19 protein-coding genes and 1 pseudogene are annotated in these 22,952 nt (G+C 50.6%); 16 read left to right on the forward strand and 4 right to left on the reverse strand.

The features are described 5' to 3' along the window. Nucleotides 1-44: 44 nt before the first annotated feature. From IRJ25_RS03320 to IRJ25_RS03355, 8 genes are all read left to right on the forward strand, one after another. The gene (locus IRJ25_RS03320) at nt 45-902 is read left to right on the forward strand and encodes a YitT family protein (protein ID WP_264092771.1); all 858 of its coding nucleotides are present in this window, start codon (nt 45-47) and stop codon (nt 900-902) included. Between the two features lie 108 nt (nt 903-1,010). Next, nucleotides 1,011-1,346 carry a cytochrome c551 gene (gene cccB, locus IRJ25_RS03325; RefSeq protein ID WP_031422851.1) on the forward strand — a complete coding sequence of 112 codons (336 nt, stop codon included), beginning with the start codon at nt 1,011-1,013 and terminating at the stop codon, nt 1,344-1,346. Nucleotides 1,347-1,458: 112 nt separating this feature from the next. After that, the gene (locus IRJ25_RS03330) at nt 1,459-3,066 is read left to right on the forward strand and encodes a BCCT family transporter (RefSeq protein ID WP_159562643.1); all 1,608 of its coding nucleotides are present in this window, start codon (nt 1,459-1,461) and stop codon (nt 3,064-3,066) included. 353 nt (nt 3,067-3,419) lie between these two features. Next, on the forward strand, nt 3,420-4,106 hold the full coding sequence (ftsE, locus tag IRJ25_RS03335) for a cell division ATP-binding protein FtsE (protein ID WP_047795074.1): 687 nt from the start codon (nt 3,420-3,422) through the stop codon (nt 4,104-4,106). Next, complete coding sequence (ftsX, locus tag IRJ25_RS03340) at nt 4,096-4,998, forward strand: permease-like cell division protein FtsX (protein ID WP_031422854.1); 903 nt, start codon at nt 4,096-4,098, stop codon at nt 4,996-4,998. The genes ftsE and ftsX overlap by 11 nt, the downstream gene beginning before the upstream one ends. A gap of 23 nt (nt 4,999-5,021) precedes the next feature. Next, entirely contained in the window at nt 5,022-6,347 is a 1,326-nt protein-coding gene (locus tag IRJ25_RS03345; RefSeq protein WP_269317781.1) for a murein hydrolase activator EnvC family protein, read from the forward strand. Nucleotides 6,348-6,448: 101 nt separating this feature from the next. Beyond that, nucleotides 6,449-7,852: a S41 family peptidase gene (locus tag IRJ25_RS03350; protein ID WP_047795076.1), complete on the forward strand. Its 1,404-nt coding sequence runs from the start codon at nt 6,449-6,451 to the stop codon at nt 7,850-7,852. A 28-nt stretch (nt 7,853-7,880) separates the two neighbouring features. After that, nucleotides 7,881-9,035, forward strand: coding sequence for a PDZ domain-containing protein (locus tag IRJ25_RS03355; RefSeq protein ID WP_249199077.1), 1,155 nt, complete (start codon nt 7,881-7,883; stop codon nt 9,033-9,035). 65 nt (nt 9,036-9,100) lie between these two features. Here the strand turns inward: IRJ25_RS03355 and IRJ25_RS03360 are convergent. Continuing rightward, nucleotides 9,101-9,496 (reverse strand): annotated as a pseudogene (locus tag IRJ25_RS03360) (FGGY-family carbohydrate kinase); the annotation flags it as partial. On the opposite strand from IRJ25_RS03360, the gene IRJ25_RS03365 reads away from it, so the two are divergent. Then, entirely contained in the window at nt 9,448-10,422 is a 975-nt protein-coding gene (locus IRJ25_RS03365; RefSeq protein WP_269317782.1) for a PDZ domain-containing protein, read from the forward strand. The pseudogene IRJ25_RS03360 and the gene IRJ25_RS03365 overlap by 49 nt on opposite strands. 65 nt (nt 10,423-10,487) lie before the next feature. On the opposite strand, the gene glpK is transcribed toward IRJ25_RS03365, so the two are convergent. Next, nucleotides 10,488-12,005, reverse strand: coding sequence for a glycerol kinase GlpK (gene glpK, locus IRJ25_RS03370; protein ID WP_214736915.1), 1,518 nt, complete (start codon nt 12,003-12,005; stop codon nt 10,488-10,490). 28 nt (nt 12,006-12,033) lie between these two features. After that, nucleotides 12,034-12,741, reverse strand: a complete 708-nt coding sequence (locus tag IRJ25_RS03375) for an MIP/aquaporin family protein (protein ID WP_047795079.1) — start codon at nt 12,739-12,741, stop codon at nt 12,034-12,036. Between the two features lie 462 nt (nt 12,742-13,203). Between IRJ25_RS03375 and uvrB the strand changes: the two genes are divergently transcribed. The 3 genes from uvrB (at nt 13,204) to IRJ25_RS03390 (ending at nt 19,283) form a co-directional block, all read left to right on the forward strand. Beyond that, nucleotides 13,204-15,174: an excinuclease ABC subunit UvrB gene (gene uvrB, locus IRJ25_RS03380; RefSeq protein ID WP_047795080.1), complete on the forward strand. Its 1,971-nt coding sequence runs from the start codon at nt 13,204-13,206 to the stop codon at nt 15,172-15,174. Further along, complete coding sequence (gene uvrA, locus IRJ25_RS03385) at nt 15,175-18,048, forward strand: excinuclease ABC subunit UvrA (RefSeq protein WP_269317783.1); 2,874 nt, start codon at nt 15,175-15,177, stop codon at nt 18,046-18,048. It begins immediately after the preceding gene. A gap of 65 nt (nt 18,049-18,113) precedes the next feature. After that, nucleotides 18,114-19,283, forward strand: a complete 1,170-nt coding sequence (locus IRJ25_RS03390; protein ID WP_214730413.1) for a DUF4097 family beta strand repeat-containing protein — start codon at nt 18,114-18,116, stop codon at nt 19,281-19,283. A 36-nt stretch (nt 19,284-19,319) separates the two neighbouring features. Here IRJ25_RS03390 and IRJ25_RS03395 read toward each other — a convergent pair whose 3' ends face one another. Next, on the reverse strand, nt 19,320-19,676 hold the full coding sequence (locus tag IRJ25_RS03395; RefSeq protein ID WP_214781699.1) for a hypothetical protein: 357 nt from the start codon (nt 19,674-19,676) through the stop codon (nt 19,320-19,322). A 148-nt stretch (nt 19,677-19,824) separates the two neighbouring features. Between IRJ25_RS03395 and hprK the strand changes: the two genes are divergently transcribed. The 4 genes from hprK to IRJ25_RS03415 are packed head-to-tail and all read left to right on the forward strand — an operon-like array spanning nt 19,825 to nt 22,706. After that, on the forward strand, nt 19,825-20,760 hold the full coding sequence (gene hprK, locus IRJ25_RS03400) for an HPr(Ser) kinase/phosphatase (RefSeq protein WP_214781697.1): 936 nt from the start codon (nt 19,825-19,827) through the stop codon (nt 20,758-20,760). A gap of 2 nt (nt 20,761-20,762) precedes the next feature. Then, nucleotides 20,763-21,581, forward strand: a complete 819-nt coding sequence (lgt, locus tag IRJ25_RS03405; protein ID WP_074036274.1) for a prolipoprotein diacylglyceryl transferase — start codon at nt 20,763-20,765, stop codon at nt 21,579-21,581. Continuing rightward, nucleotides 21,581-22,231 carry a pyrophosphatase PpaX gene (ppaX, locus tag IRJ25_RS03410; RefSeq protein ID WP_269317785.1) on the forward strand — a complete coding sequence of 217 codons (651 nt, stop codon included), beginning with the start codon at nt 21,581-21,583 and terminating at the stop codon, nt 22,229-22,231. The genes lgt and ppaX overlap by 1 nt, the downstream gene beginning before the upstream one ends. Further along, nucleotides 22,224-22,706, forward strand: a complete 483-nt coding sequence (locus IRJ25_RS03415; protein WP_074036278.1) for an acyltransferase — start codon at nt 22,224-22,226, stop codon at nt 22,704-22,706. Before ppaX ends, IRJ25_RS03415 begins: the two co-directional genes overlap by 8 nt. Nucleotides 22,707-22,952 lie beyond the last annotated feature (246 nt).

Consider the following 22,952-nt stretch of genomic DNA (forward strand, 5'->3'; position numbering starts at 1 on the left):
CACCCGTCTTTGGGCCATGTTGTGTGTAAAGGAGACTTTCTTTAATGAAGCAAATCGTCAAAGACTATCTGTATTTGTTGACCGGCTCGATGTTCGTCGCCTCGGCCTTCAGCTTATTTCTGTTGCCGAACAATCTGGCATCAGGTGGGGTGAGCGGGATCTCGGTCATCACGTATGAACTGTTCGGCATCTCGCCCGGGGCGTTCCAGCTCGTGGCGAACGTGTTACTTCTGATTATCGGGTGGGCCATCCTCGGACTCGGTTTCGGTGTGAAGTCGCTCGTCGGCTCCGTCTTCTTACCGGGTGTCATTCTTTTCTATGAGGCGATCGATGCCGGTGCGGCCGTGGACGATACGCTCCTCGCGGCCATTTTCGGTGGTGTCGGCGTCGGTGTCGGACTCGGACTCATCTTCCGTGGACGCGCCTCGACAGGGGGAATGGACTTGATCGCTCAGATCTTACATAAGTTCACGCACATCCCGCTCTATCTCTGTATCGCCATCCTCGATGGCATGGTCGTCTTGACCGCGGCCTTGACGTTCTCGTTTACGACCGGACTCTATGCACTCATCGCATTATTCATCACGGTCAAGATGATCGACTTCGTCCAGCTCGGGTTCACACAGGACAAGATGGCTTACGTCATCTCGGAGAAGCGAGACTTCATCGTCCGGGCCGTCTTCGAGGAACTTGACCGTGGTGCGACAGAGATCCAAGCAATCGGAGCATACTCTCGTCTTGACCGTCCGATGCTCATGATTGTTGTCCGTCAGAGCGAAGTGAGTCGATTGAAGGAAATCATCCGTCGGATTGACCCGGAGGCATTCCTTGTCTTCAGTGAGGCACATGAGGTGCTAGGACAAGGGTTTACGTCCGATAAGCGTTACATCAACGTACCGTAATTTGTGGAATCTTTGTGTACTTTTCGTGAGATTAGGTTAGAAAGCATACGTTAACGGCTATAATGGTAAATGTAGGTCATTTCTACAACTTAGGAGGGGAACGTGGTTATGAAAAAATGGATGATGGCCATCGGCCTCGGCGCCATGCTGACACTCGGCGCATGTGGCGGCGGTGAAGAAGAGGATACATCGAGCAACGGGGATTCGGGCTCGAACACGGCATCGGTTGACGCGGAAGCGGTATACGCACAAAACTGTGCGGCATGTCACGGTGCGAACCTTGAAGGAATGAGTGGTCCGTCACTCGAGCAAGTCGGTGCTCGTCTGTCGGCAGAAGAGATTGAAAACGTCATTCGAAACGGTCAAGGCGCGATGCCTGCGAACGTCATTGAAAAAGACGAAGAAATCACAGCGGTCGCTGCTTGGCTCGCTGAGAAAAAATAAGATTCGACAGCATGAGGTGGAACACACCTCATGCTTTTTTGTTTTGGGTGTTAGGGCTTGGGGAAATATTGTTAAGGTAACGTGAGACATAGTGGAAATGGAGTGATGACAATTGAAGACAAAACTTATTGACTGGCCGACCTTTATCGGTTCGTTTGTATTACTGTTAGGGGTGACGTTACCGCTCATCTTCTTCCCAGAGACCGGTAAAGCGTGGGTCGGTGCGGCGAACGAATACATGACCTCTAACTTCGGCATGTTGTACTTAGCAATGGGCTTAGGTGCGTTCGGATTTTTGATTTTCATTGCCTTCAGTAAGAATGGTCATATCAAATTAGGTCGTGAAGATGAAGAACCCGAATTTAGTACATTCTCTTGGGCGGCGATGTTATTTGCTGCCGGCATCGGGTCCAGCATCCTCTATTGGTCCGTCATCGAATGGGTCTATTACTATGAAGGTCCGCCGTTCGGGCTGACACCGGAGTCACCGGAAGCGATTCAATGGTCGACAGCATATGGGATGTTCCACTGGGGACCGATCGCTTGGGCAATCTATACGTTACCGGCACTGCCGATCGCTTATTTCTTTTACGTCCGTAAGAAATCCGTCTTAAAGGTAAGTGAAGCGGTACGTCCCGTTATCGGAAAATGGGCAGATGGACCCCTCGGTAAATTGATTGATATCTTATTTATCTTTGGATTATTAGGTGGTGCCGGGACGACGCTCGCCCTCGGTACCCCGATGATTGCCGAAGGGGTCAACGAACTGACAGGGATTCCCGTCACGCTCGGGATGCAGGCCGTCATCATGTTGATTTGTACGGTCATCTTCGCCATCAGTTCTTACATTGGACTGAAGGGTGGCATCAAAGTACTCAGTGACTTAAACATCTGGCTCGCCCTTGGGATTTTGACGTTCGTGCTTATCTTTGGTCCGACTCGATTCATTATGGAGACGACGTTCAATGGAGTCGGAATCGTCATGGATAACTTTTTCCGGATGGCAACGTGGATGGAACCGTTCGGTGACTTCGGTGGCTTCACATCGACCGGGTTCCCGGAATCGTGGACGGTGTTCTATTGGGCATGGTGGCTTGTCTATGCACCATTCGTCGGATTGTTCGTCGCCCGTATCTCACGCGGTCGTACGATTCGGAATATGATCTTTGGGACGATGGTGTACGGAACGCTCGGATGCATCTTGTTCTTTGGGATTCTCGGAAACTACGGGCTCTACCTTCATCTAAGTGGGACGTTCGATGTTGTCGGGTACATGGCGGCGAATGGGCCGGCACCTACAATCATCGCCATCATCGGCCAATTACCTTTCGGGAAAGTCGTCATCGGCGTCTTTACGCTTCTTGCCATTATCTTTTTGGCGACAACGTTCGATTCATCATCATACATCTTGGCATCGGTCACGCAAAAACATGTCGAGGATGAGCCGATTGTCTGGAACCGTCTCTTTTGGGCGTTCGCGCTTGCTATCATGCCGCTCACGCTCATGTTCCTCGGCGGACTAGAGACGCTCCAGACAGCGAGTATCGTCGGTGGATTCCCGCTTATCTTCATCATGTTCCTTCTTGCTTGGTCATTCGTCCGCGTATCGAGTCGGGATATCCGGGCTTCCGATGACTATGAATCCTCAACGATTCATATCAAGTATCGGAAACGGAAAAAGTCGCCGTTTGATGCATTGAAAGAAAAACCACACGATTAAATGTGGCGTATTGGTGAAGGGTGTTCCTTAGGGAGCACCCTTTTGAAGTGCGGTTTCAACATTCTCTTAGGGAATAAGAAAGCGAGTTTCTTCGCGACATTTTCACATCGAACTCAATCGAACTGAAACAATCCTGTAATGGTGTTTTAAAAGTCGGATTGATATAATTGTAGTCGCTTCAACATATGCCCTAGATGATTTTTTGACCAGGCTAACATAAAAAAGCGACACCTTGACAGAGGGAGCCGTTTCCTGTAAAAAAGACTCTAGGCGAAATATACAGTAACTAAAACAATTGATTCAAATTCGTCATAGATGCTTAAAAATAATTTAAAAAGGGTAGGGAATACGTTATGATCTCGATGCAAAAAGTCAGTAAAGTATATCCGAACGGCGTCGTCGCCATGGATGACCTCGATCTAGAGATTCGCGACGGCGAGTTCCTTTATGTCGTTGGACCTTCCGGTGCCGGAAAGTCGACGTTCATGAAGATGATTTATCGTGAGGAGAAGCCGACAGCCGGTCAATTGTTGATTGACGGACTCGATGTCGGGAAAATTAAAGACCGACACGTACCGAAGCTACGCCGTCAACTCGGCGTTATCTTCCAAGACTTCAAATTGTTGCCGTCACTTACGGTATATGAGAACGTAGCGTTCGCATTAGAAGTTGTAGGAGCGGACACGTCTTCGATTCGGAAACAAGTCATGGATGTGTTGAACCTTGTCGGATTGAAGAACAAGGCGCGCAACTATCCCGACGAACTATCAGGTGGAGAACAACAACGTGTCTCGATTGCTCGCGCAATCGTCAATAAGCCAAAATTGATTATCGCCGATGAGCCGACAGGAAACTTAGACCCGGAAACAGCATGGGGTATCATGGAAGTGTTTGAAGAGATTCACCGCCGCGGAGCGACAATCGTCATGGCGACACACAACCGTGACATCGTCGATAAGATTCGTCACCGCGTCATCGCGATTGAGAACGGGAAAGTCGTGCGCGATGAAGAGAAAGGAGCATATGGCTATGATATTTAAGACTGGATTGCGCCATTTGCGTGAAGGGTTCAAAGGAACACTTCGGAATGGATGGATGTCGTTCGCGGCCATTAGTGCCGTGACCATTACGTTGCTACTTGTCGGTGTATTCGCACTCGTCATGTTCAACATCAATGAAATTTCAGATAACGTCGAAAATGATGTCGAGATTCAAGTGTTCATCACTCGTACAGCGGATGAGAACTCGGTTGAGAAACTCGGGGAGAACATTGAACAGGTGCCGGGTGTCTCGACGGTCACGTTCAGTTCAAAAGAAGATGAGCTAGCGAAGTTCCAAGACCAGCTCGGCGATGATGCGGCTGCATACGGAACGGTCGAAAAAGACAACCCGCTCCACGCCCGCTATATCGTCAAAGCACAAGACCCGACAGAACTAGAGGAAGTGGCCAAATCGGTCGGTTCACTCGATAATGTGGACGATGTGAAATACGGAAAAGACTACATCGATAAAATGTTTGCTTTCTTCAACGGGATTCGCATCGGTGGACTCGCGTTGATTGTCGGTTTGACATTGATGGCGATGTTCTTGATCTCAAATACGATTAAAATGACAATCTTCTCGCGTCGCCGTGAGATTGAAATCATGCGACTCGTCGGAGCGAAAAACAGCTTTATCCGCTGGCCGTTCTTTATCGAAGGATTGCTCCTTGGAATGCTTGGGGCTCTCGTCCCGATTCTTGTCATTTATTTCGGATATGACGTTGCATATAGTGCTTTACAACCATCGCTTGATCAATTGAATAGTGATATATTTAAGTTGATTGATCCATCGACGCTAACAGTCCAAGTATCGCTTGTTTTACTTGCACTCGGTGCGTTCATCGGAATCTGGGGATCGACGACATCGCTCGGTCGTTTCTTGAAAATCTAACTTAAATAAGGAGGAGTTGGCGGATGAAACGTTCGCTTGCGCTAGGGTTGTGTGTATCGTTACTTGCCATGCCGGTCATGGCGACAGAGAAAGACACGTTGAAAGCTCGACAAGATCGACTGTCCAATGAGTTGGAGGAGTCGAAAAAAGCGCAGGCCGAGACGGATGCCGAACTCGAGATTACCGAGGCAGAGCGTGATGCCGTGAAGACGGAAATACACGTCGTCGACGACCGGTTGAATGAATTGAGCGAACAAATCGCCATTCAGCAGCATGAGGTCGATACAGCCCGGGCAGAACTCGAGTCGACCCGCCAACAACTTTCCGTTCAGGAAGAATACTTGGAAAGCCAGAAGGAACTCGTGAACGAGCGCCTTCGCGTTTTGCAAGTACATGAAGACACTTCCTATTTACAAGTCATTTTTGAGTCCCGTTCCTTCGGCGACTTCGTGACACGGGCTATGACGGCCCGCACGATCGCTGAACAGGACCGGGAGCTCATACATAATTATATGAGTGAGATGGAACGTTTGGAGTCGCTCGAGTCGACACAACGTACCCAGCTCTCTTTCATCAAGCAAAAAGAGCGCGAGCTCGTCATCACCAAGCAAGACCTTGACCGGACGGCCGAGAAGAAACGTGACCTGTTGGTTGAACTGAACGAACAAGTAGAGCAGCTCGAGCTCGAAAAGATGACGCGCAGTGAAGAGCAGGCGGTCATGGCTGAACAGAACCGCATCATCAGTGAACAACTAGAGGCGATTGCGACTGCCGAACGAGAAGCCGCAGAGGCAGCGGAACGTGCCAAACGTGAAGCTGAGGCGCGTGCCGCTGAAGAGCGAGCACAAGCAGAAGCGGAAGCCCGTGAGTCGGAGGTCGAGGAGGCACCAGAAGTGACCGCACCAACCGAAACACCGACGAATGTGTCCACGTCCACGGGATTCGTTCGTCCTGTGTCCGGTTATGTGTCTAGTCCGTTCGGTCCACGAGACAACCCGTTGACAGGTGTGCCGGAGATTCACAAGGGCATTGACCTCGTCAATGCGTCTGGAACACCAATCGTGTCAAGCGCACCAGGTGTCGTCATCAAGGCGGCACCGGCGACCGGATATGGAAATGTCGTCTTCGTTTCGCATGTCATCAACGGTGAGATTTGGACGACCGTCTATGCCCATTTAAATGCGATCACAGTCGGAGCCGGTCAACAAGTGGCGGCGGGACAGACGGTCGGAACGCTTGGCAATACCGGCTGGTCGACGGGACCCCATCTTCATTTTGAGTTACACCGAGGGAAATGGGCACCGGGACAGCCGAACGCAATTGACCCGGCCCCGTATATTGGATACTGACAGAAGCGGACGCGTCCCAAATATGTGGAACGCGTCCGCTTTTCCTCTAGTTTTTGCTATACTAATGAAAAGACTTACAAAGAGAAATGAGGGACCAACCCGTGAAAAATTCAACCGCAGGACTACTCGCTGGCACAACGTTCGTGGCTGGGGCCGGTGCAGGCCTTGCGACGATGGCGTTTACAGACACATCGCTTCCCATTCAAACGAATGCGGAAGGCTGGGATAAAGTCGACCAAGTACGTGATTTGATTGAAGAACATTCGTTACAGGACATCTCAGAAGACGATTTATTGACCGGTGCGCTCGACGGGATGACCGCAGCGCTGAACGACCCGTATTCGGATTTCTTGGATGCGGAAGAAACGTCACAATTTACGGACTCGATTGAATCGAGTTTTGAAGGAATCGGCGCGACTTTGGAGAAGAAAGGAGAGGACATCTTAATTGTCGCTCCGATCAAAGGCGCTCCGGCCGAAGAGGCGGGACTTCGTCCTGGTGACATCATCACAGCGGTCGACGGGGAGTCGATTGAAGGGATGGATGTACAGGAGGCCGTCCAATTGATTCGAGGAGAAAAAGGGACGACCGTCACATTGACGATTCGCCGTGGCAGTCAGACGGCGGACTACGAGATCATACGTGACACGATTCCAATCGAGACGGTCTTCTCTGAAGTGAAAGAGAAAGACGGTAAAAAGATTGGGTATCTCCAAGTCACCCAATTCTCAGAACCGACGGCTGATGAATTCCTCGAACAACTCGAGCAACTCGAGTCAGAAGAAATCGATAGCTTGATCATCGATGTTCGTGGAAATCCGGGAGGTCTCTTGCCTGCCGTCATCGAGATGTCGGAAGGGTTCGTCCCGACATCAAAACCGGTCGTCCAAATCGAGAATGCGGACGGTGACCGTGATGCACAAAACGGTCGCGCTCGTGAAGCGAAACCGTATGACCTGTTTGTCTTGACGGATGAGGGTTCTGCCTCGGCATCTGAGATTTTGACTGGTGCGATGAAAGAAGGAGCAGGCGCGACCATCATCGGGACGAAGACGTTCGGAAAAGGTGTCGTCCAGACGGCGTTCGACTTAGAGGACGGCAGTAACTTGAAATTGACGACGAGCAAATGGCTCACACCGGACGGAAATTGGATTAACAAGAAGGGCATCGAGCCGGACATTGAAGTGGAGCAACCGGACTTCTTCAACGTGACCCGTGTCCTGACAGAAGAAGAGTCGCTCCAAGTCGGAGATTACGGTGACGCCGTCTCGAACTTGCATAAAATTTTAACTGGAATCGGCTATGAGCCAGGCGGTCAGCCGGGATATTACGGGGACACGATGGCGAACGCCGTGAAAGCATTCCAGACAGACAATGGTCTCGAGGCTTCTGGAACTGTCGATGAAGAGACAGCCTCTGCACTCGAAGCGAAATTGCTCGAAGCGATTCAAGATGAGGCGAATGACGCCCAATTGAATCGTGCGCTTGAAGAAGCCGCAAAATAACGTTGTATGAAAGAAAGGGTTGGACCGCGTGGAAGTTGTACGAATGGGTGTTACGGCTTTATTGACGTTGTTAGGTAGTCCGCTGTTTTGGGTGACACTCGTCGCCCTTACATACATATCGCTGACACGGGTCAAGCGAGAACGGGCCATGTTCCGTTCGAGACGTCGCTCACCGAAGTCGGAATGGAGACATTTCATCTGGCCGAGTCTTCTGTTAGCGGTCCTCTCATCGGCCGTGACGATTTTACTCGAGACGACCATCACGTTTGAGTGGGCCGTCTCGTTCACGATTCTCTATACGCTCGTCGTCTTGACGATGCATCCGCGATTCTTTAATCCGGTGCTGCCTCTTCTCGTGTTGTTCGGGGTCGTCTTGTTACGCGATGTTGTCGCATATGGGGCGCTTCGTGATTGGGTAGCAGCACTCGCTCAGGTCGATTGGACGGTCTATGCGCTCACATTCGGCCTCGTCACCCTTGCGGAAGCGATTCTCTTGCGTTGGAACGGACCAAAAGAGACATCCCCGACCTTGATTTTGTCGAAACGGGGGCAGTTTATCGGAGGGCATGTCGTCAAACGGATTTGGTTTTTCCCGCTCGTCGTCTTCGTGCCACCGATGTTCGGTCTCGACTGGCCAATGGTGCCCATCATTCTTCCGATTCCCATCGGGGTCAGTTTATTGTCGACCGGCGCCTTACCAGGAACGCTTCTCGCACGATTGAGCAATTATCGTGCCGTACTCGCTTTGATCGCTCTCGGTTTATTCGGCCTCTCATATGCGTTTGAGATTCCATATGTCGACTATGTAGTATTGACGCTATTCGTCCTCTATGAGCTCGGCTTACAATGGATCAAACGCGAGAATCGGGGAACGACACCCGTTTTCATCAACGGAAACCGTGGGGCGGTCATCGTCGATACGCTACCGAACTCGCCTGGAGAGGCGATGCAGCTCATCCCGGGTGAATCGATCTATAAAGTCAACGGGACGGTCATCACCGGAGGGCACAGTTTTTATGAGGCGCTCCAGCAACATAAGCCATACATCAAGCTGGAAGTGTTGAATCTGAACGGAGACATCCGATTCGTTCAACGGGCGATGTATGAGACCGATCCACATGAGCTCGGAATTTTGTTCGTCGGGGAACCAACGAGCCCGAGAGTCCGTTTGCGTAAACTGTAAGAGTATCCGTCATGGGTACTCTTTTTTGCATACAAAAAGGGCACCTGCAAGGATGCCCTTTCGTCTTATACTTCAAGTTTTGAAGGTTTGAATGCCATTGTGGCTTCGACTGCGTGTTGCCATCCTTTGTATAGGGCTTCACGGTGAGACTCGTCCATGTTTGGATCGAACTTCTTATCGAGTTTCCACTGGTCTTTGACTTCGGCTTGGTCTTTCCAGAATCCAACGGCGAGACCCGCCAAGTAGGCGGCACCGAGTGCAGTCGTTTCACTCACTTCAGGACGTTCGACCGGAACATTGAGAATGTCCGATTGGAACTGCATGAGGAAGTTGTTGCTGACGGCTCCACCATCGACGCGGAGCGTCTTCAAGTTGATGCCTGAGTCATTTTCCATCGACGTGAGGACGTCACGTGTCTGGTAAGCGAGTGACTCGATTGTCGCCCGGACCATCTGTTCTTTCTCTCACGTTTGAGTGGGCCGTCTCGTTCACGATTCTCTATACGCTCGTCGTCTTGACGATGCATCCGCGATTCTTTAATCCGGTGCTGCCTCTTCTCGTGTTGTTCGGGGTCGTCTTGTTACGCGATGTTGTCGCATATGGGGCGCTTCGTGATTGGGTAGCAGCACTCGCTCAGGTCGATTGGACGGTCTATGCGCTCACATTCGGCCTCGTCACCCTTGCGGAAGCGATTCTCTTGCGTTGGAACGGACCAAAAGAGACATCCCCGACCTTGATTTTGTCGAAACGGGGGCAGTTTATCGGAGGGCATGTCGTCAAACGGATTTGGTTTTTCCCGCTCGTCGTCTTCGTGCCACCGATGTTCGGTCTCGACTGGCCAATGGTGCCCATCATTCTTCCGATTCCCATCGGGGTCAGTTTATTGTCGACCGGCGCCTTACCAGGAACGCTTCTCGCACGATTGAGCAATTATCGTGCCGTACTCGCTTTGATCGCTCTCGGTTTATTCGGCCTCTCATATGCGTTTGAGATTCCATATGTCGACTATGTAGTATTGACGCTATTCGTCCTCTATGAGCTCGGCTTACAATGGATCAAACGCGAGAATCGGGGAACGACACCCGTTTTCATCAACGGAAACCGTGGGGCGGTCATCGTCGATACGCTACCGAACTCGCCTGGAGAGGCGATGCAGCTCATCCCGGGTGAATCGATCTATAAAGTCAACGGGACGGTCATCACCGGAGGGCACAGTTTTTATGAGGCGCTCCAGCAACATAAGCCATACATCAAGCTGGAAGTGTTGAATCTGAACGGAGACATCCGATTCGTTCAACGGGCGATGTATGAGACCGATCCACATGAGCTCGGAATTTTGTTCGTCGGGGAACCAACGAGCCCGAGAGTCCGTTTGCGTAAACTGTAAGAGTATCCGTCATGGGTACTCTTTTTTGCATACAAAAAGGGCACCTGCAAGGATGCCCTTTCGTCTTATACTTCAAGTTTTGAAGGTTTGAATGCCATTGTGGCTTCGACTGCGTGTTGCCATCCTTTGTATAGGGCTTCACGGTGAGACTCGTCCATGTTTGGATCGAACTTCTTATCGAGTTTCCACTGGTCTTTGACTTCGGCTTGGTCTTTCCAGAATCCAACGGCGAGACCCGCCAAGTAGGCGGCACCGAGTGCAGTCGTTTCACTCACTTCAGGACGTTCGACCGGAACATTGAGAATGTCCGATTGGAACTGCATGAGGAAGTTGTTGCTGACGGCTCCACCATCGACGCGGAGCGTCTTCAAGTTGATGCCTGAGTCATTTTCCATCGACGTGAGGACGTCACGTGTCTGGTAAGCGAGTGACTCGATTGTCGCCCGGACCATCTGTTCTTTCTCTGTCCCACGCGTGAGACCGAAGATGGCACCACGGACGTCAGAGTTCCAGTACGGGGCACCGAGACCGACGAAGGCAGGAACGACATAGACACCGTCAGTTGATTCGATCCGTGTCGCATACTGTTCCGAGTCTTTCGCTGATTTCAACATTCGTAATCCGTCACGGAGCCACTGGATTGCAGAACCGGCGACGAAGATTGATCCTTCGAGCGCGTATTCTACTTTCCCGTTATAGCCCCAAGCGATTGTCGTCAAGAGACCGTGATCAGATTTGACGGCTTCTTCTCCCGTGTTCATGAGCATGAAACAACCTGTTCCATACGTGTTTTTCGCCTCACCTTTTTCGAAGCAAGTTTGTCCGAACAAGGCGGCCTGTTGGTCACCTGCAGCTCCGGCAATCGGGACTTCGAATCCGAAGAAGTGGTATGGAATCGTGTTCGCATAGACTTCACTTGACGGTTTGACTTCAGGAAGCATTGATTTAGGCACTGTCAAGATGTCGAGTAACTCGTCATCCCACTTCTGCTCGTAGATGTTGTACATGAGTGTACGCGATGCGTTCGAGTAATCGGTTACGTGTGCTTTTCCACCAGAGAGTTTCCAGATGAGCCACGTGTCGATTGTCCCGAAGAGGAGTTCGCCGTTCTCAGCTTTTTCACGTGCACCCTCGACGTTGTCAAGAATCCATTTGACTTTCGTTCCTGAGAAGTAGGCATCGATGAGGAGACCTGTTTTGTCGCGGACCATATCGGAATGACCGGCTGCTTTCAGCTCTTCACAGATGTCGGCGGTTTGACGGGATTGCCAGACGACGGCGTTATAGACAGGGCGTCCTGTTTCCTTCTCCCAAACGACAGCTGTTTCACGTTGGTTCGTGATCCCGATTCCGGCAATCTCATTCGGGTCGATATCAGCAGAACCGAACGCTTCCGCCATAACGGCGAGGACAGAGCCCCAAATTTCATTGGCGTTGTGCTCGACCCAGCCTGGTTTTGGGAAGTATTGTTTGAATTCGCGCTGTGCGACTGTGACAATTTTTCCATCATGATCAAAGATGATTGCTCGTGAACTTGTCGTTCCTTGGTCCAATGCTAAAATATAACGTTTTTCTTTCGCCATATGTGATTTCCTCCTTCAAAATTATGTGTTAAGGGACGAGAATACCGTAGATGAGTGCGGCAATAATCGCACCGATAATCGGACCGACGACCGGGATCCATGAATAACCCCAATCTGAAGATCCTTTTCCTTTAATTGGAAGGAATGCGTGTGCGATACGTGGCCCAAGGTCACGTGCCGGGTTGATCGCATATCCCGTCGTACCACCGAGCGAAAGACCAATCGATACAATCAAGAAACCAACGATGAGTGGATTGAGTCCGTCTGCGAATGTGTTTGCCCCGAATGACAACAATGCAAAGACAAGGACGAATGTTCCGATAATCTCACCAATCAAGTTGTACGGCGTGCTTCGAATACCTGGAGCTGTCGAGAAAGTCGCCAGTTTTAAACCAGGATCGTCTGTCGCATCATAGTGCGGCTTGTAGTGGACATAAACCAAACATGCCCCGATGATGGCTCCAATAAACTGAGCGAGGATATAAAGTGGGACATCAGCCCATGGGAATTCGCCTGCTGTCGCGAGACCAATCGTGACGGCAGGGTTGATGTGAGCGCCTCCGTAAATTCCGGCTGCGTAGACCCCGACCATAACGGCAAGACCCCAACCCATTGTGATGACAATCCAGCCAGAGTTTTCCGCTTTGGAATGGCGGAGGACGACGCCGGCGACGACACCGTTACCGAGCAGAATCAATAGCATCGTACCAATAATTTCACTGACAAATGCTGACATGTGATACTCCCCTTTCTCCCTTATGCAATTTGACTTACCACTTCATTATATGCCCAAAATGTAAGCGTTTTAAAACAGTGTTTATAAAAAATCCTACTTTTTTCCTACAAATGTTCACATTTACAGCTGTAAACTTCACAAAAGAGGTAAGAAGCAGAGCGAAACGTTCACGAAGTGGATGGTTTTTTCGGATATTTCAAGCATTCCAATTTACTAGGGACATAGTCCAATCTGAAAAGTGTAATGCTTTATGCCACAAAAGTGATTCTGTTGAAATCTTGATGTGATGATTTGGATGGAACAAGATGTTTCTTTTGAGACAGTAAAGGAAAAAGAAATGAACAATGGATTGAATGAAAAAAAGAAATAAAATGAATTAACCTACAAGCTAATAAGCGAATATTTGTTCGTGTCTATGGTATAATCAAGACACTTATGAAATGAGAAGGTGAGGAGTATCTTATGGAATCGATTCCGTTTGCATTACAATCTGAATTTCAACCAGGAGGCGACCAGCCTGAAGCGATTCGACAGCTTGTCGAAGGTGTAAATCGAGGTGACCGGTATCAGACGCTCCTCGGTGCAACGGGTACGGGTAAAACGTTTACCGTTTCGAACGTCATTCAAGAAGTAAAGAAGCCGACACTCGTCCTCGCCCATAACAAGACGCTCGCCGGTCAGCTCTACTCGGAGTTCAAAGAGTTCTTCCCGAACAACGCGGTCGAGTACTTCGTCAGTTACTATGACTATTATCAACCGGAAGCGTACGTGCCGTCGACGGATACGTTCATTGAGAAGGATGCTTCAATCAATGATGAAATCGATAAGCTGCGTCACTCGGCGACGTCGGCTCTCTTTGAGCGCGATGACGTCATCATCGTCGCATCTGTCTCCTGTATTTATGGTCTCGGTAACCCGGAAGAATATCGGAGCCTCGTCTTGAGCCTTCGCGTCGGGAAAGAGATGGGACGTGACGAGATGTTACGTAAACTCATCGACATTCAATATGAACGAAACGATATCGATTTCCAGCGTGGACGTTTCCGTGTCCGCGGGGACGTCGTCGAGATCTTCCCAGCATCGCGTGACGAACACTGCATGCGCATCGAGTTCTTCGGAGACGAGATCGACCGCATCCGTGAGATGGATCCGTTGACGGGTGAAATCATCGCAGACCGTGATCACGTCGCCATCTTCCCGGCATCCCACTTCGTCACACGCGACGAAAAATTGCAAAAGGCAATCGTCAACATCGAAGCGGAACTTGAGGAACAACTTGAGAAGTTCCGCGAAGAAGGGAAGCTCTTAGAAGCGCAACGACTCGAGCAACGAACGCATTACGATTTGGAAATGATGCGTGAGATGGGGTATTGTTCAGGAATCGAGAACTATTCGCGACACTTGAACTTAATGCCTGAAGGTTCAACCCCGTACACGTTAATCGATTACTTCCCGGAAGATTTTTTACTCGTCGCCGATGAGTCGCACGTGACGCTCCCGCAAGTACGCGGGATGTACAACGGGGATCAGGCACGGAAACAAGTGCTCGTCGACCACGGCTTCCGTCTCCCTTCGGCGAAGGATAACCGTCCGCTCAAGTTCGATGAGTTCGAGAAGAAAGTCTCACAAGCGATTTTCATCTCGGCGACACCAGGTCCGTACGAACTCGAACATACGCCGAACATGATTGAGCAGATCATCCGTCCGACCGGGTTACTTGATCCGACAATCGAGATTCATCCGATCAAAGGTCAGATTGACTACTTGATGGATCAGATTCGCGAACGCATCAAGCGCGACGAGCGCGTGCTCGTGACGACGCTCACGAAGAAGATGGCAGAGGACCTATCCGATTACTTACGCGAAGCGGGAATCAAGGTCAACTATATGCACTCCGAAATCAAGACGCTCGAGCGAATCGAAATCATTCGTGACCTTCGTCTCGGTAAATATGACGTGCTCGTCGGAATCAACTTGTTGCGGGAGGGTCTCGATATTCCAGAGGTCAGTCTCGTGACGATTCTCGATGCCGATAAGGAAGGATTCCTTCGTTCAGATCGTTCGCTCATCCAGACGATTGGACGAGCGGCGCGTAACGCGAACGGACATGTCATCTTGTTCGCGGACAAGATGACCGATTCGATGGCGCGTGCCATCGAAGAGACGGATCGTCGTCGGTCGATTCAACAGGCTTATAATGAAGAACATGGCATCACCCCGCAGACGATTCGAAAAGACGTCCGAGGGGTCATTCGGGCGACGGTCGAGGCGGAAGAGGAAGCACTCGAATCGCTCAGTACGATGAAGCCGGCCGAACGCGAGGCGGCGATTGCCAAGTTGGAAGAAGAAATGAAGCAAGCGGCACGCGATCTCCAGTTCGAACGCGCGGCCGAATTGCGTGACTTAATCTTGGAGTTGAAGGTAGGGAATTAAATGGCTGAAAAGAAAAATGCGATTGTCATCAAAGGGGCACGCGTCAACAATTTAAAAAATATTGACATCGATATCCCACGTGACCAGCTCGTCGTCTTGACGGGCTTGTCCGGCTCCGGGAAATCGTCACTTGCGTTCGATACGATTTATGCGGAAGGACAGCGTCGGTACGTCGAGAGCTTATCCGCCTATGCCCGTCAGTTCCTTGGACAGATGGATAAGCCAGACGTCGATACGATTGAAGGACTTAGCCCGGCCATCTCGATTGACCAGAAGACGACGAGTCGTAACCCGCGTTCGACGGTCGGGACGGTGACCGAGATTTATGATTACCTTCGTCTATTGTTTGCAAGAATCGGGAAACCGGTCTGTCCGAACCACGGCATCGAGATCTCGAGTCAAACGATTTCGCAGATGGTCGACCAGGTGATGGAGTTGCCGGAGCGGACACGACTCCAGATTTTGGCGCCAATCGTGTCGGGTCGGAAAGGGACGCACGTGAGAGTATTCGACTCGTTAAAGAAAGAGGGATTCGTCCGTGTCCGTGTCAATGGTGAAACGATTGAATTGACGGATGAGATTGAGCTCGATAAAAACAAGAAGCATTCGATTGAAGTCGTCGTCGACCGCCTCGTCGTCCGACCTGACGTCGAAGGGCGCCTCGCCGACTCACTCGAGACGGCATTACGTCTTGCGGACGGCCGTGTCATTATCGATAAGATGGATGGCACCGAGCTTCTCTTCAGTGAGCATCACGCCTGTCCGATCTGCGGGTTCTCCATCGGCGAACTCGAACCTCGGATGTTCTCATTCAACTCGCCATTCGGTGCATGTCCGACGTGTGATGGTCTTGGGACGAAACTAGACGTCGACCCAGAACTCGTCATCCCGGACCCGTCGAAGACGTTGAAAGAGGGGGCGATTGCCGCATGGCAACCGACAAGTTCCCAGTACTATCCACAACTTTTGGCTGCGATGTGCCAGCATTTCAACATCGACATGGACGTGCCGTTCGAGCGCCTATCAAAACGTGATCAGGACCTCGTCTTGAACGGGTCTTCGGAGGAATCGTTCCTCTTCCGCTACGAGAACGACTTCGGTCAAGTGCGGACGAATACCATTTTCTTTGAAGGGGTGCTCCGTAACATCGAGCGCCGTTACCGGGAGACGACATCCGACTATATCCGTGAGCAGATGGAAATGTACATGGCGACACATGCGTGTCCGACATGTCACGGCTATCGCTTGAAAGAAGAGTCGCTCGCCGTCAAGATCACGGGTCAGCACGTCGGGCAAGTGACGGAGAAATCGGTCGTGAACGCACTCGCGTTCTTTGAAGGACTCAACGAGCAGTTGAGCGAGAAAGAGATCGCCATCGCCCGTCTCATCCTCCAAGAGATTCGGGAACGACTCAGTTTTTTGAATAACGTCGGTCTCGACTACTTGACGCTCTCTCGTGCCGCTGGAACACTCTCGGGTGGGGAGGCGCAGCGGATTCGTCTCGCGACACAAATTGGGTCTCGTCTCACGGGTGTCTTGTATGTCCTTGACGAACCATCCATCGGTCTTCATCAACGTGATAACGATCGGTTGATTTCGACCCTCAAACAGATGCGGGACATCGGCAACACGCTCATCGTCGTCGAGCATGACGAGGACACGATGATGGAAGCCGACTACTTGATCGATATCGGACCAGGCGCAGGAGAACATGGCGGACAGGTCATTGCGGCCGGGACGCCGAAACAACTGATGAAAAATAAAAACTCGCTCACCGGTCAATATCTTGCCGGGAAGAAGTTCATCCCACTTCCGGCTGAACGGAAGATGCCAGACGAACGTTTCTTAAAGATCGTCAAAGCAGAAGAGAACAACCTAAAAGACGTAGACGTGTCCATTCCACTCGGGATGTTCGTTGCCGTAACAGGGGTCTCGGGATCGGGTAAATCGACCCTCATCAATGAGATTCTCTATAAATCGCTCGCGCACAATATGAACCGGGCCAAAGCGAAGCCAGGCAAGCACAAGAAGATTGAAGGACTTGAGCATATCGATAAGGTCATCGATATCGACCAATCCCCGATTGGACGGACCCCTCGTTCGAACCCGGCCACGTATACGGGTGTCTTTGATGATATTCGTGACGTCTTCGCCTCGACGAATGAAGCGAAGATGCGCGGCTATAAGAAGGGACGTTTCAGTTTCAACGTTAAAGGCGGGCGCTGTGAAGCATGTCGTGGGGATGGGATCATCAAAATCGAGATGCACTTCCTTCCTGACGTCTACGTTCCGTGTGAGGTCTGTCACGGGAAACGCTATAATCGTGAAACGCTCGAAGTGAAGTACAAAGGAAAGACGATCGCAGACGTCCTTGATATGACGATTGAGGAAGGACTCGAATTCTTTGACAAGATTCCGAAAATCAAGCGGAAGATTCAAACGATTTATGACGTCGGTCTTGGCTATATGAAACTCGGTCAGCCGGCGACGGAACTTTCGGGTGGGGAAGCCCAGCGTGTCAAACTCGCTTCGGAACTTCATAAACGGTCGACCGGGAAAACGATTTATATTCTGGACGAACCAACGACCGGTCTTCACGTCGACGACATCGCGCGCTTGTTGAAAGTGTTGCAACGTCTTGTCGAGAACGGGGACACGGTGCTTGTCATCGAGCATAACCTCGATGTCATCAAGTCGGCCGATTATTTGATTGACCTCGGACCAGAGGGTGGAGATGGTGGCGGACTCATCGTCGCAACGGGGACACCAGAAGAAGTCGCGGAAGTGTCAGGCTCGTATACCGGTAAGTATTTGAAGCCGGTTCTCGAACGAGATGCAGCCCGAGTGAAACCGAAAGCAGGAAAAAAGAAATAAGTATAGAAATGGTGAGAAACGGGAAGGTAATTGACGTGCAACCAAATTGAAGGGGGAAAACGAACGTGAAACAAGAAATGCGTGAACTGATTCTCCAGCAAGTGAAGGAAGGCAAGATGACGATCGAGGAGGCGATGACGCAACTCGAACGTCTCGAGCGACTTGAACCGGAACAGGTTCAAGCGCTTGAAGAGCGACAGGATACAGAAAAGGTCGATGCCTATTCGGTTGAATCGCTCACAACGAAACTGACATCTGCAGTGGAAGGGCTCGTGACGAAACTTCGCGACAGCGACTTTTCATTCAGCTCGAACTTTGGTCCGGAAGTGACGTATTCGAAGTCGTTCCCGTTCACAGGTAGCGATATCTCGCTCGACCTGTTCAACGCGTCGGCTACGATTGTTTCGTCTGATGCCGAAGATTGTGAACTGATTGTCACGGGTCGTCCGCTTCGCCAACAAGATGCGGATAAGGCGCTCGAACAATTACAGTCTGCGGTTAAGCACTCTGTCATTGGTGATCGTCTCGTCGTTTCGCTCCGTGACAAACTCGTCCGAGCCCACGTGGAACTGTACGTCCCGCACCACCATTTCAACCGCCTTCTTGTTCAGACGTTGAACGGCGAAGTCCGTGCCGATGGTCTCGATGTCGAGAACGTTCGTGTGCAAACCGCAAACGGGCGTGTCGTGCTCCATGACGTGCATGCATCCGAACTATTACTGAACACTGGTAATGGGACAGTCGAGGTCGAAGGTGTCGAAGCGGAACTCGTTCACGTTCGGACCGGAAACGGTGCCGTCATCGTCGGTGGGAAGTACGATAAAGCCTCCCTCAAGACCGGGAACGGAAACATCCGCGCGGAACTGGCGACAGCTCGTCCTGCCAAGTTTGAACTCGCGTCACTCGCCGGAAACATTCGACTCGTGTTACCACATGGCGTCGAGGTCGAAGGGGAGCTCGAGACGAACTTCGGTGGTCTGCACTGCTTGCTTGATGAGCTCGAAATCATCCGTGACCGCAAGGACGTCGCACAGCGTCGTCTGGAATTCTTATCGGGTCGCGGTCAAACCCCTCGTATCGAAGTCGAGGCGGGGACGCGTACCGGTACAATCGATTTGGAGCACGGTTCGGTCTATACGCCATCCACATTCCTCGATGAAGATAAAGTGGAACCGGCTGACCCGGTCGATCCTGTCGACCCGGGCGATTTGAACAATCCGTTCCATCAACAATAAGAAAATCCCGAAGGCTGAGCCTTCGGGATTTTTTGATTATAGATTCATTTCGTACTCCATCTGTTGCCAATCCATCATCTGTGTATCAAACAGAGTGAAGGCGCTGATAGTAAACACGATGAAGAGGACCGGTCCGGCAATCAAGAGAATGATTCCAAGAAGGCGCATCGACTTCGAGCGATTCCAATAGAAGATGATGGCGACAATCATGGAGATGAGCGCTCCGGACAAGAAGAATCCGATGATGTTCAAGATGAACAAGAGCAAGATCGTCTCGTTTTTCGTCGCGGCATATTCTTTCCACATATCGATCAATGATTTGATGATGTAAACGAGTGACCCAATTCCAATCACTAGCGCAAATAAGATGACAATTCCGAATAAACCTCCCATTATTCCACCTCCTAGTAAGCCTATACCCTACATACGAACGGCGTAATAGGATGGTTTCAACAATTTTTTGACACGTTCTTCATCACTTCCCTAGCCCGTCTTAGAAAGAGCTATGATACAATAATGAGCGTGAAAGGGGCAGATACTGATGCAAAATATCGTACGTACCGCTCAAGTTGTTGAGCGTTTTAAACTTCAAGTCATTGCGGGAGAGGAAGGACTTCATCGTCCGGTCGCAACACCCGACCTGAGTCGACCGGGTCTCGTCCTTGCCGGCTATTATACGCACTATGCCAAAAACCGCCTGCAAGTGCTTGGGAAGACGGAGTTGACATTCTATGCGAGCCTCTCGGAAGAGAAGCGTCGTGAGCGCGCTAAAATCTTGTGTACGGAACAGACGCCAGGAATTTTAATCACGCGTGGCTTCGATATTCCGAAAGAAATCGAAGAAGAAGCGGAAACGGCAAACGTTCCGCTCATGCGGACGAATGCGGTGACGACCTCAATCGAATCACAAATCACGAACTTCCTAGAGATGGAACTCGCACCGATGACGGCGATGCACGGTGTGCTGGTCGATATTTACGGTGTCGGTGTCCTCATCAAGGGCCAGAGTGGTGTCGGTAAATCGGAGACGGCACTTGAACTCGTCAAACGAGGTCACCGCCTCGTCGCCGATGATTCGGTCGAGATTCGTCAAACGGGGGACCAACTCCTCGTCGGATCAGCACCGAAGCTCATTCGTCACCTGCTCGAGATTCGTGGGATCGGCATCATCGACGTCATGACGTTGTTCGGTGCGGGGGCGGTGCGGTCGCATAAAAAGATCAGCCTCATCGTCAACTTGGAGAACTGGGACGCGGGCAAAGTATACGACCGTGTCGGACTCGACCACAATACGATGAAAATCATCGACAGTGAAGTCCCGCTCCTCACGATCCCTGTTCGACCTGGTCGAAACTTGGCGGTCATCATCGAGGTCGCGGCGATGAACTATCGTCTACAGAACATGGGAATCAATACGGCTGAAGAGTTCGCGCAACGTCTCGCGAACGCCATTCAGGATACTGAAGGAGACTTGTGAGCATGGTAGAACCGACATTTGATCGTGTGGCGTTTGAGATTGGCTCTTTGCCAATCTATTGGTACGGCATGATTATCGCCTTCGGGGCGATGCTTGGTCTCGTCCTCGCCTTATACGAAGCAAAACGTATCAATTATGATTCGGAACGACTCGTGGATGTCGTCATCTGGTCGATTCCGATCAGCATCGTCTTCGCACGCATTTATTACGTGACGTTCCAATGGGATTATTATTCAGAGAACCTCGGACAAATCATCGACATTCGTCAAGGTGGGATTGCCATTCATGGAGCCATCTTCGGTGCTCTCCTTGTCGTCATCGTCTATTGTATGCGAAAGTCGATGTCGTTCTGGAAAGTGACGGACATCTTGGCGCCATCGCTTCTTCTTGGACAAGCCATTGGGCGTTGGGGAAACTTTATGAACCAAGAGGCACATGGTGGCGAGACGACGCGTAGTTTCTTGCAAGATACGCTCATGCTACCAGACTGGATCGTCAATCAGATGTACATTGATGGGACTTATTATATCCCGACCTTCTTATATGAAAGTGTATGGAATATCATCGGGGTCATCCTTCTCGTCGCGTGGCGCATGATTGGCAATCCACGACGTGGGTATATCTTCTTGTCATACCTCGTCTGGTACTCAATCGGTCGCTTCTATATCGAGGGACTTCGTACGGACAGTCTCATGTCCGGAGATTTGCGTGCGGCGCAAATGGTGTCAATCGCCTTGATCCTCTTCGGTATCGTCACGATGATTCTTCGTCGCAAGGCGAAACGTTACAACGACCCATCAGAGAAAGGATTGTTTGATTAATGGATACGATCTTATTTGATTTAGACGGTACATTACTCGATACGAACCCACTCATTATCGCGAGTTTCCGCCATACTTTCGACTATTATTTCCCGGAACATACGTATCGGGATGAAGACATTTATCGATTCATCGGACCGACGCTCGAAAAGTCGTTCCGTGAACTCAACGAGCCGGAATGGAAAGAGATGCAAGCCTTCTATCGGAGCTTCAACATCGCCATGCATGACCAACTCGTCGCAGAGTACCCAGGAGTCATCGAGGGGCTATATCGCCTTCATGCGAAAGGATACAAGATGGGCATCGTCACGTCGAAAGGTCGTCCGGTAGTCGAGCGCGGTCTTCGATTGTTCAATATCGACCACTTATTTGACGTCGTCGTGACAGCGGATGATGTCGAGAACGAAAAACCTCACGCTGAACCAGTCGAGCGTGCACTACAAGCACTCGACTCGTCACCAGAACGCGCCGTCATGGTCGGAGACAACGACACGGATGTCTTCAGCGGGAAAAATGCCGGAACGAAGACGGTCGCTGTCGGCTGGGCCCTCAAAGGGCGTCCATTCCTCGAATCGCTCGAACCGGACGTCATCATCGACTCGATGGAACATTTCGAGGCGTGGCTAGACGAGGTCAGTATTCATGCGTAAGACGACACGATATCACATCGAGGGACCGAATCCGCTTTGGCAAATGTATCAGACGATTCGCTTTCTGCGTGTCTTCAAAAACACGACGGTCGTTCTGGTCGGTCGTTACTTTCCGTCGGTGAAGGCAAAGCGTTGGCTTTACCAGACGTTCCTCGGGATGAATATCGGAGAATATAGTGCCCTTGCTCTCATGGTCACACCGGACGTCATGTTCCCGGAACGTATCACGATTGGTCGCAATACGGTCATCGGATTCAATTCGACGATCCTCTGTCATGAGTATCTCGTAGACGAGTATCGGATCGGGGACGTCATCATCGGTGATGGCGTATTGATCGGTGCGAACGTTACCATCCTGCCAGGGGTAACCATCGGGGACGGTGCCGTCATCGGCGCGGGCGCGGTCGTGCACCGTGACGTCTTACCAGGAGAGCGGGTCATCGGTTCAAAGCTTCAATCGTTGACACATATTTGACACAATTTTTCGCAAAATGTTTTCATGAGTATTTTGTTCATACAGAATCAATAATACTTGAGCGGTATCACTTTTTTTTAAAGAGATGCCGCTTTTTCATGGATAAATGTACAGAAATGAAGCTATCATATTTTCGTTCAAAAACAATTTTTGAACCTAGTAAAAAATATTCATTATAGAGGGAATATAGTCGCAATTTTTTTTAACTTTTTCAGTTGCCCTCGCTGTTCGAGTGCGGTATTCTTA

It is taken from the genome of Exiguobacterium sp. KJ 601 (assembly GCF_027161185.1).
Lineage (GTDB): Bacteria > Bacillota > Bacilli > Exiguobacteriales > Exiguobacteriaceae > Exiguobacterium > Exiguobacterium profundum.